Origin of the sequence: Stenotrophomonas sp. HMWF023 (assembly GCF_003060985.1) — a bacterium.
GTDB classification, from domain to species: Bacteria; Pseudomonadota; Gammaproteobacteria; order Xanthomonadales; family Xanthomonadaceae; genus Stenotrophomonas; species Stenotrophomonas lactitubi.
In genome coordinates this window covers 1-9,124 of sequence record NZ_QAIJ01000333.1, presented here as the reverse complement: position 1 = coordinate 9,124, position 9,124 = coordinate 1, and the positions used below count along the sequence as shown (strand labels likewise).

7 protein-coding genes are annotated in these 9,124 nt (G+C 67.1%); 3 read left to right on the top strand and 4 right to left on the bottom strand.

All coding sequences use genetic code 11. The annotated features are described in order from the left end of the window. Both DBR20_RS23565 and DBR20_RS20350 read right to left on the bottom strand, forming a co-directional pair. The coding region (locus DBR20_RS23565) for a chloride channel protein (RefSeq protein WP_258223446.1) at positions 1-1,056 on the bottom strand (1,056 nt) is incomplete at its 3' end. Positions 1,057-1,119: 63 nt separating this feature from the next. Next, the gene (locus tag DBR20_RS20350; protein WP_108268054.1) at positions 1,120-3,201 is read right to left on the bottom strand and encodes a TonB-dependent siderophore receptor; all 2,082 of its coding nucleotides are present in this window, start codon (positions 3,199-3,201) and stop codon (positions 1,120-1,122) included. Between the two features lie 131 nt (positions 3,202-3,332). On the opposite strand from DBR20_RS20350, the gene DBR20_RS20345 reads away from it, so the two are divergent. Beyond that, positions 3,333-4,253 carry a M14 family metallocarboxypeptidase gene (locus DBR20_RS20345; RefSeq protein WP_108268052.1) on the top strand — a complete coding sequence of 307 codons (921 nt, stop codon included), beginning with the start codon at positions 3,333-3,335 and terminating at the stop codon, positions 4,251-4,253. Positions 4,254-4,383: 130 nt separating this feature from the next. On the opposite strand, the gene DBR20_RS20340 is transcribed toward DBR20_RS20345, so the two are convergent. Continuing rightward, complete coding sequence (locus DBR20_RS20340) at positions 4,384-5,235, bottom strand: LysR family transcriptional regulator (RefSeq protein ID WP_108268050.1); 852 nt, start codon at positions 5,233-5,235, stop codon at positions 4,384-4,386. Positions 5,236-5,397: 162 nt separating this feature from the next. Here DBR20_RS20340 and DBR20_RS20335 point away from each other — a divergent pair, with 162 nt between their 5' ends. Both DBR20_RS20335 and DBR20_RS20330 read left to right on the top strand, forming a co-directional pair. Next, positions 5,398-5,751, top strand: coding sequence for an SMR family transporter (locus DBR20_RS20335; protein WP_089235904.1), 354 nt, complete (start codon positions 5,398-5,400; stop codon positions 5,749-5,751). Beyond that, positions 5,751-6,074 carry a multidrug efflux SMR transporter gene (locus DBR20_RS20330; protein ID WP_108268048.1) on the top strand — a complete coding sequence of 108 codons (324 nt, stop codon included), beginning with the start codon at positions 5,751-5,753 and terminating at the stop codon, positions 6,072-6,074. The genes DBR20_RS20335 and DBR20_RS20330 overlap by 1 nt, the downstream gene beginning before the upstream one ends. 103 nt (positions 6,075-6,177) lie before the next feature. Here the strand turns inward: DBR20_RS20330 and DBR20_RS20325 are convergent. After that, on the bottom strand, positions 6,178-9,124 hold a 2,947-nt coding region (locus DBR20_RS20325; protein WP_108268046.1), incomplete at its 5' end, for a TonB-dependent receptor.

Here is a 9,124-nt window from a genome sequence, read left to right as displayed (position 1 = left end):
GACCAGGGTGCCCATGAATAGCGAGGCGAAGAACAGGCCGCCGCGGAAGCCGAAACCCAGCGAAATGCCCGACGCCAGGCATTTGAGGGTCAGCAGTCCGCCGATCCAGATCAGCGGCAGATGGGTGGTCAGGTCCAGATGCAGCGCGCCATGGCCGGACGACAGCACCTGCGGGCTGGCCAGCGCCAGCGGAATCAACAGCAGGCCGCCCACCACAGGGCGCCCCCACAGTGGCAACGGGCTGCGCTTGACCGTGCCCTCGATGGAGGCGATCAGGCGCATCACCGCGATGCCGACCATCGCACAGCAGCAGCCGAGCAGGCCGTAGATCGCATAGTCGGCAGCGCGCACGTCGATGGTGGATGCCGCCGGCAGCAGATAGGCCTCCACGCCGGCCTGGTCGGCAACGAAGGCGCCGGCCAGCGCCGCCACCGCTACCGGCGCCAGTGCCGCCGGCGTATAGGCGCCGATGACGATCTCGAAGGCGTAGAACGCCCCGGCCAACGGTGCACCGAAGGCCGCGGCGATCGCACCGGCCGCGCCGGCACCCACCAGGATGCGCACGTCGTTGCGGCGCAGGCGCATTACCCGTCCCAGCTGCGAGCCGCTGCCCGCGCCCATCTGCGTGTACGAGGCTTCCAGTCCGACCGACGCGCCGCAGCCATTGGAGACCAGGGTCTGGGTCAACACGATCAGGTTGTCGCGCATCGACATGCGGCCGCCGTGCAGCGCGTTGGCTTCCACGGCGTCCAGCAAGGGGCGTTTGAGGCGCGTTGCAGCAAGGCTGACCAGGCCCACCACCAGGCCGCCCAGCGGCAGTACCAGCAGCGCGGTCCAGGCCAGCGCGGGCAGCGAGCTCAGGCGCATGCCCTCGTCCAGCCCATACAGCGCCGTCTGCAGGGTGCGTGCCAGCCCAGCCTGCAACAGGGTCAGGCCGCCGGCGATCAGCCCGACCAGCAGGGCCAGGGCGATGAACCACAGGTCGCTGCCACGCAGGCGCAGGCGCATGCCCTGGAAGGCCAGATGCAGGCGCGATGGCGAAGCGGCGGAAGACATGGTGGCGGCATGATACGCCGCCACCGTGAGCGCCACCGTCACCGCATCAGGCGGTTACCGTACTCAGAAGCGGTAGCGGCCCTGCACGTAGAACGTGCGCGGTGCGGCCACCATGCGCCCGGCGTTGCCATCCACGTTGCGGGTGTACCAGCGCTTGTCGGCCAGGTTGTTCACGCCCACCGCAACCTCGCTGTCGGCCAGCCACGGCAGCTGCCAGGCGGCCTGCGCGTTCCACAGGCGTACGCCGGGCACACGGCCCACGCGCGCATCGGCGGTTTCGTTCCAGGTGTTGGCGGCATCGGAGAACTGGCCGCTCTGGTGGGTGCTGGACACGTTGAAGGTCCAGCCGGCCAGCGCATAGCGGGCGCCGATGCTGTCGGTATCGCGCGAATAGAAGGGCACATCCAAGCCACGATTGTCGCCGGACTGCTGGATGGCCTTGGTCCAGGTGTAGTTCGCGTACAGCTCCAGCCCGGCCAGCGCGCTGCTCTCGGCGAAGCGGTATTCGATCGCGCTTTCCACACCGTTGTGGTCGGTGGCGCCGATGTTCTGGAACGTGGGCGGGGTGATGCCAGGAATCTGCAGGATCTGGTTGTCGAAGCGCATCTTGAACACGGTCACTTCCGCACGCAGCGCGCCATCCTGCCAGCGCGCACCCAGCTCGGTGGTCCTGGCGATTTCCGGGTTCAGCGGATTGGTCGCGCTCTGCGAGTTGAGCTGGATGTTCTGCACCGGCCCGAACGAGGTGGTGTAGTTGCCGAACACGGTCAGCTGCGGGGTCAGCAGGTAGGCCACGTTGAGCGAGGGCAGGGCCTTGTCGTTGCGGCTGCTGAAGGTCGCGCCGCCACCGGCCTGCTGGCGGTCCATGTCGATCCACTCCATGCGCACGCCGGGCGTGATCCGCCACCGGCCGATGGCGATGCGGTCATCGACGTAGAACGAGTGCGCATCGGTGGCGTTGTCGAAGCGGGTGGTCGCGCCGGCCGCACCGGTACGGCGGGTCACGGTGTAGCTGCGGTCATTGCCGCGCTCGCGCAGGAAGCGGTAGCCGGCGGTGATGTCGTGCACGCTGCTGCCCCAGTGCAGGCGCTGGGTGTAGCGCGGCTCAATGCCGAGCACGCGGTAGTCGCGCGGCTGCACCGTGATCTGGGTGTTGGCGGCATTGATCAGCGAGCTGGCGCGGTTGCTTTCGTTGTAATACGCCAGCACCTCGAACTCGCTGTTCTCCGACAGCGTGTTGGTGTAGCCCAGGTCGATCCCGGTGCGATGGCCCTTCCAGAAGTCGGTCGGCCGGGTGTTCTGGAACGGATCGGTCTCGTACTGTGCGCGGGTCAGGCCACCCGGAGTCAGCGAGCGCACGTCGTAGTACGAGAGTTTGGCGCGCAGTTCCTGTTGCGCATCGATGGCATAGGCGAACTTCAGTGCCAGGTCGTCGAAACGGTCATCGCTGCCCTGGCGCCAGCCGCGGCCGTCCTGCCCGGAATACAGCAGGGCCATGCCCAGGCCGTTGTCGGCGGTGCCGCCGAGGAAGGCGTTGTACTGCGTGCTGTCGCCGCCGCCGTGGTCGTAGGCGCTGTAGCGCACGCCGGCCTCGCCGTGCAGCCCAGCCGCGGTCGGAATGGCACGGGTACTGAAGTTGATGATGCCGCCGACATTCTGCGGCCCGTAGCGCACCGCGCCGCCGCCACGCACCACGTCGATCGACTCGATGTTGGCCAGACTGGCCGGGGCGAACGACAGCTGCGGCTGACCGTACGGCGCAACCGCCAGCGGCACGCCGTCCAGCAGGACGGTCGAGCGCGGCGAGTAGCGACCGGTCAGGCCACGCACGCCGATGTTGAGCGACACCGAGCTGCCGGCGGTGCCGGAGTTGTCGGTGACCTGCACGCCCGGAATGCGGCGCATGGCATCGCCCAGGCTGGCGGCGCCGCTGGCCTCGATGCGCTGGCGGTCAGCCACGGTACGTGCGCCGGCGAAGCTTTTGACGCTGTCGTGCAGACCGGTGCCCAGCCAGCTGCCCGATACCTGGATGCTGTCGAGCGTGGTGGCACCGTCCTGCGCGAGGGCGTTGGCAGCGGGGATCAGGCACAGGGCGAGGGTGGCGGCCAAGGGCAGGCGGGCCGGTTGCGGGGCAGGAATGGGCATCGGTACGAGGCGTGGAAGGGTGTAAATGAGAATTATTGCTGATTCCATTCGCCATTGGAATCGGCGCGCGGTTCAGCGCTTTGGCCCGGTGGTAAAGTGGTCAATTGCCTCCTGACCCGCTGAGATCTGCCATGTCCACTGCTGCTTTCTACCCCGTCGGTACCCCTGGCCAGCCGTGGGGCGTGGCGGAACGGGAGCAGTGGCGTGCGCGCCAGCAGCGCCTGCGCCGTTACGACGAGGAAGTGCTGCCGCGCATCGATGCACTGGCCGAGCGCTTCGACAAGGTGGCTTACGGCCAGCTCGACTATGCAGGCGAGACCTATACCCTGTTCGCCCTGCGCAGCCGCGACTGGAACCCGGCATTGCCGGCCGCGCTGGTGACCGGCGGTGTGCACGGCTATGAGACCAGTGGCGTGCTGGGCGCGCTGGAATTCCTCGAAAAGCACGCCGCCAGCTACGCCGGCAAGGCCAACCTGCTGGTCGCGCCGTGCGTGAATCCGTGGGGCTTCGAGCGCATCAACCGTTGGAACTTCGATGCGATCGACCCGAACCGCAACTTCCGCGCTGACGGCCCGGCCCGCGAATCGACGGCGCTGATCGAACTGATCGCACCGTTGAAGGGCCAGTTCGTGCTGCACATCGACCTGCACGAGACCACCGACAGCGATGAGAGCGAGTTCCGTCCCGCACTCGCTGCGCGCGATGGCAAGCCGTTCGAGCCAGGCCTGATTCCAGATGGCTTCTACCTGGTGGACGACAGCGAGAATCCGCAGCCGGCGTTCCAGCAGGCCGTGGTCGCCGAAGTGGAGAAGGTCACCCATATCGCACCGGCCGACGACAAGGGCGGGATCATCGGTTCGCCAGTGGTCGCGCATGGCGTGATCGAGTACGCGCTGGTGCCGCTGGGCCTGTGCGCCGGTATCACCGGGGCGAAGTACACCACCACCACCGAGGTCTACCCGGACAGCCCGCGGGCGACGCCGCAGCAGTGCAACGACGCGCAGGTGGCCGCGGTGTGCTCGGCGCTGGATTACGCGCTCGCCAACCCGTGATCTGCTGACATCCTGTGCATCCACGCATGGCGTGGATCTACTTCAGCGTGTAGATCCACGCCCTGCGTGGATGCGGTAATTCAGCGTGCAGTAGATCCACGCCATGCGTGGATGGGGTCCCGTTGAAACATCACCCCAACGCTTCGGCCCACCACAATGCCGCCGGCCCCGGCGGCGTATCGCGCCGCCACACCAGGTCACTGTGGATGCGGCGCGGCCAGCCAGGCACGCGCAGCTCCAGCAGGCGGCCACGGTCGTAGCGCTGCACCAGCGCACGCGGCAGCTCGGCCCAGCCGATGCCGTCCTCGGCCATCTCCATCACCATCAGGTAGTCCGACGCGGTCCATGCCGGCCCGCTGATCGGCGGCGCGTGGTCGACCTGCGCGCTCAGCCGCACCTGCCGGTGCCGGGCCAGTTGCGCCGCCGCGCGCACGCCGGCCTGCGCCAGCGGATGATCGCTGGCCACATACACCGCCAGTTCGCTGTGGTGGGCCAGGGACTGGGCTACCAGCGCATCGGGATACTGCGCCTGCCGCGGCAGCAGTCCCAGCCCGGCGCGGCCAGCATCCACCAGTTCCAGTACGTCCCGCCCTTCGGCATCCAGCCATTCCAGTTCGATCTCGGGAAACGCTTCGGCAAACCGCTGCAGCACACGTTGCGCCGGATCGAGCTGGTAGACATCGGAGAACACCACGGTCAGGCGTGGCTCAACCGGCGCAGCCAGGCGCACGCTCAGCTGCTGCAGGCGTGCGTCGGCGGCGAGGATTTCCTGCGCGTGGCCCAGCACCTGCCGACCGGCGTCGGTCAGCTGTGGATAGCGGCCGCTGCGATCGAACAGCACCATGCCCAGGTCCGCCTCCAGATGGGCGATGGCGGTACTGACCGTGGACTGGGTCTTGCGCAGCCGGCGCGCGGCCGCCGAGAACGAGCCCAGCGCGGCGGCCTCTACGAAGGCCTGCAGGGATTCAGGGGAATAGGGCATTGATCCATCGCTCCTGTCGATGGAATCCATTTTAATATCACCGTAAAAGACGATGATACTGGCCGCCGTCGCCCCTGTCTGCGGGGGGCGTTCCGGATCATCCACGCACGGCGTGGATCTATTGATGACGGGGCGCGGTCCCCGTCCCGCAAGGAGCTTCACATGTCCCGCACTGTTCCCGCCCGTGGCGCCTTCGTCGCCTGGGCCTGCCTGACCGTGGCGATCGTCGCCGAAGTGGTCGGCACGTCCTTCATGGCCCATGCCGCCCGCGATGGCGGCTGGACCGGCTATCTGATCATGGCCGGTGCGCTGGCGCTGTCCTATTACTTCCTGGCGCTGTCGGTGCGCCGCATCGCCGTCGGCGTTGCCTATGCGGTGTGGGAAGGCCTTGGCCTGACCCTGCTGACCGTGGTCGGCATCAGCGTGTTCGGTGAGAGCCTGTCGCTGCAGCAGCTGGCCGGTCTGGTGCTGGCGGTGGTCGGCATCGTCTGTGTCACCCTCGGGGAGGCGCACTGATGAACATGATGGCCCTGTTTTTCGTGATCTGCTCGGCGCTGATCGATGTGGCCGCCAACATGATGGTGGCCAAGTCCGATGGCTTCCGTCGCTGGCGCTGGGGTGTCGGCGCCATCGTGCTGGTCTGGATCGCCTTCGCCCTGCTGGGCCAGGCCGTGCGCTACATGGACCTGGCCACCGCCTATGCGATGTGGGGCGCGATCGGCGTGATCGGCACGGCCACCTGCGGCCGCCTGTTGTTCGGCAACCGCCTGCGCCCGATTGGTTGGGTCGGCATCGGCCTGGTCACTGTGGCGGTGTTGCTGCTCAGTACCGCGAAGTAGCGCGTCGCTGTGCCAACCAAGGTTGGCGCCTACCAGAGCGTGAGCCACCGCATGCAGGCGCCCCGGGGATGGATTCCCCGGGGCGTTGCTGTTTCTGCTGTACTCAGAAGCGTGCAGTGAAACTCAGCCGCGTGGTCCGGCCCGGGCCGGGCATCAGGCTCATCGCCAGCGTGTCCATGTAGTAGGTGTTGCGCAGGTTGTTGACCACCAGTTCCACTTCCGCGCGTGGGGTGAACTGCCAGCGCGCATAGAAGTCATAGATCGCGGTCGGCAGGTAGATGTTCTGCAGGCCGGTCGATCCGGTGGTGTTCCAGGGCTTGTCCAGCTCGTGGGTGGGGCCGCTGTTGTAGGTGCGGCGGATGCCGGTATCCAGTCGCCGGTCGAACAAGCGGAATCCGAGCGTGCTGTGGATCGAGTACTTCGGCGGGTTCTGCGCGTTGACGAAGGACGTACCGAACCCGCCGTCCACGCAGTCCGGCGTGGTGTCCAGCTTGCTCCACTTCGCATAGGGATCTTCGCGCAGGCGCTCGGCCGTGGCCGCATCACAGGTGCGTGCGCGCTGGTAGTAGCTGGCCGACAGATCCAGGTAGGCAATGCCGGCGTCATAGCCGGACTGCAGCTCGTAGCCGGAGATCGTGTAGTTGTCGACGTTGTCGACATAGAACGCCCAGTTGCTGGAATCGAAGTGGCGGGTGATCGCGTTGTCGATATCGTTCTTGAACCAGGCGACCTTGAATGCCAGGCGGTCACCGTCACGCCACAGGTCACGCTTGAGCAGGCTGAAACCAATGTCCCAGGAACGGTTCTTCTCCGGTTTCAAGTCGTTGATCGGCGCCGAGGTGCTGTTGCCCAGGGTCGATTCGAACAGGCTGGGCATCTTCCAGCCTTGTGCATACTTCACGTAGAAGAAGGCGTCCGCATCCAGGTTGAAGCGGGCTTCGGCGTAGGGCGCAAAGCCATGGCCGGAACGACGGATCGCCGGCTGGTAACCCCACGCGGTTGGAATCTTCTTGGTGTAGAAGCCGTTGGCACCGCGCGGATCGCGCTGGAAGCCGTCGAAGTCGTAGGTCTGCCCCAGGGTGCTGTCGCCGTACGGCGTGGCACGCAGCGACTCGAGGGTATAGGCGCCCTGTGCATCCGGGTACCACTCCTTGTACCAGCCCGGCAGCAGCTGCCCATCCTTGCTCAGCCGCGCGAACGTGTAGCGCAGGTCGCGTGACTGGCTGACGTAGGCCACGCGGTTGCGGTCCTGCGTGCGGTAATCGGTGAAGCGCCCGCCGGCGGTCAACGACAGCCAGTCCCACGGCTGCCACTGCAGCGATGCGACGGCGCTGGCCTCGCGCCGCGTGCCCGAGCGCAGGTAGCGGTTGTTGTTGAAGTCCACCGGCAGCACCGGCGAGTTCGGTGCGGTGTCTTCATGCTGGAAGGCGGCGCCGTAGCGCAACGTCCATTCGCCCAGGCCGTTGCTGAAGCGGGTGGTGTTGCTGCTGTCCACGCCCCAGCGCTGGGTCTTCACGTCCGACTGCAGGCCTGGGCCATAGGTCTCTCCCAGCGTGTCGGGCATGCTGTCGCCGGGGTAGTCCTTGAACAGCGGCGTGTTGGCCACGTTGCTGTTGAACATGCGGCTGGTGGCGGTGGTTAACCACAGCGTGCTGCTCAGGTCCAGCCACGGATGCGCCTCGGGCCGGTAGCGGTGGCGCAGCGAGGTGGCGTTGACGCGCATGCGTCCGGGCTCGAACTGGAACATGGTGTTGGCCTTGTCCACGTAGGTCACCCACTCGTTGGACTCGCCGACGCGGCCGATGGCCGAGGGCATGATTTCACCGAAGCGGGAATCGAAGAAACGGTGGCTCAGTTCCAGCCGCTGGTCGGGGTTGGGCGTCCAGACGAACTTGAGCAGTACCGATTCGTTGTCGGTGTGGGTGTTCAGCACCTCATCGCCCGGGTGATAGATCGATGACACCGGCTGGCTGGTCATGCCGGTGCCGCCGCTGGACAGGTGCTGGTCGTCGTAGCGGTCTGCACTGTTGCGGCCGGCGAAGTAATTGCCCTGGCGTCGCCGCGCGTAGGCGGCCACGAACTGCCAGTCCTCGCCACGCTGGGCGAAGGCCACGCTGCCGTTCCAGTCGCGTGGGTCGCGCAGGCTGTTGCGGTTGTCGTTGCCGCGCGCTACCTGCTTGAACACGTGGGTGCGGTCGATGCTGTTGTCGGCCACGCCGGCACGCACGCGCAGGCCCCAGGGCTGGTCGTCATCCAGGATGTCGTCGGCAGTGAGGGTTTCCATGTACACCACGCCACCGATGGCACTGGCCGCGTTCGCCGCCAGGCTCGGGCCCTTCTCGATGCTGACCGCACTGACCAGATCCGGGTCCAGGTAGCTGCGCTGCTGCACGCCGGCATAGCCACGATAGACATCGATGGCCTGCTGGCCACCGTCGATGATCACCGGCACCCGGTTCTGGCCCTGCAGGCCGCGGATGTTGACGTCCAGTGCGCCGCCGTTGCGTACATCGCCGGTATGCACACCGACCGCACCGGCCAGGACATCGCCGATCGACTGGCCGCGGAAACGCTCCAGCTGTTGGCGATCCAGATGCACGCGCGAGCCACTGTCACGGTAGACCGCATCGGCATCGGCCAGGCCCCACGGTGAAGCGCCTTCGCTGGCCTCACCGCCAACACGCAGGGTGCCTATCTGGCGAGCACCGTCACTGTCGCGCGCCGGCGCGTGGCGCAGTACGACACCATCGGCATCGCGCTGGAAGGTAAGCCCGGTGCCGGCCAGCAGCTGCGACAGTGCCGCGTCCACCGACTCCGCGCGCTGCACGCCGGGGCTGCGCAGGCCACGGGTGAGGCGCGCATCGACGGCAACGTTGAGTCCAGATTGCTGGCCGAAGGCGGTGAGGGCCTGGTCGAGCGGACCGGCAGCGATGCGCCACTGGCTGGCTGTTGCGGCGGCGTTCTGTGCATGTGCACTGACTGGCAGGACGGCAGGCACGGTGATGGCCAGGCACAGTGCCAGTGTCAGTGGGCGAGGGGAGGGAAGGGGG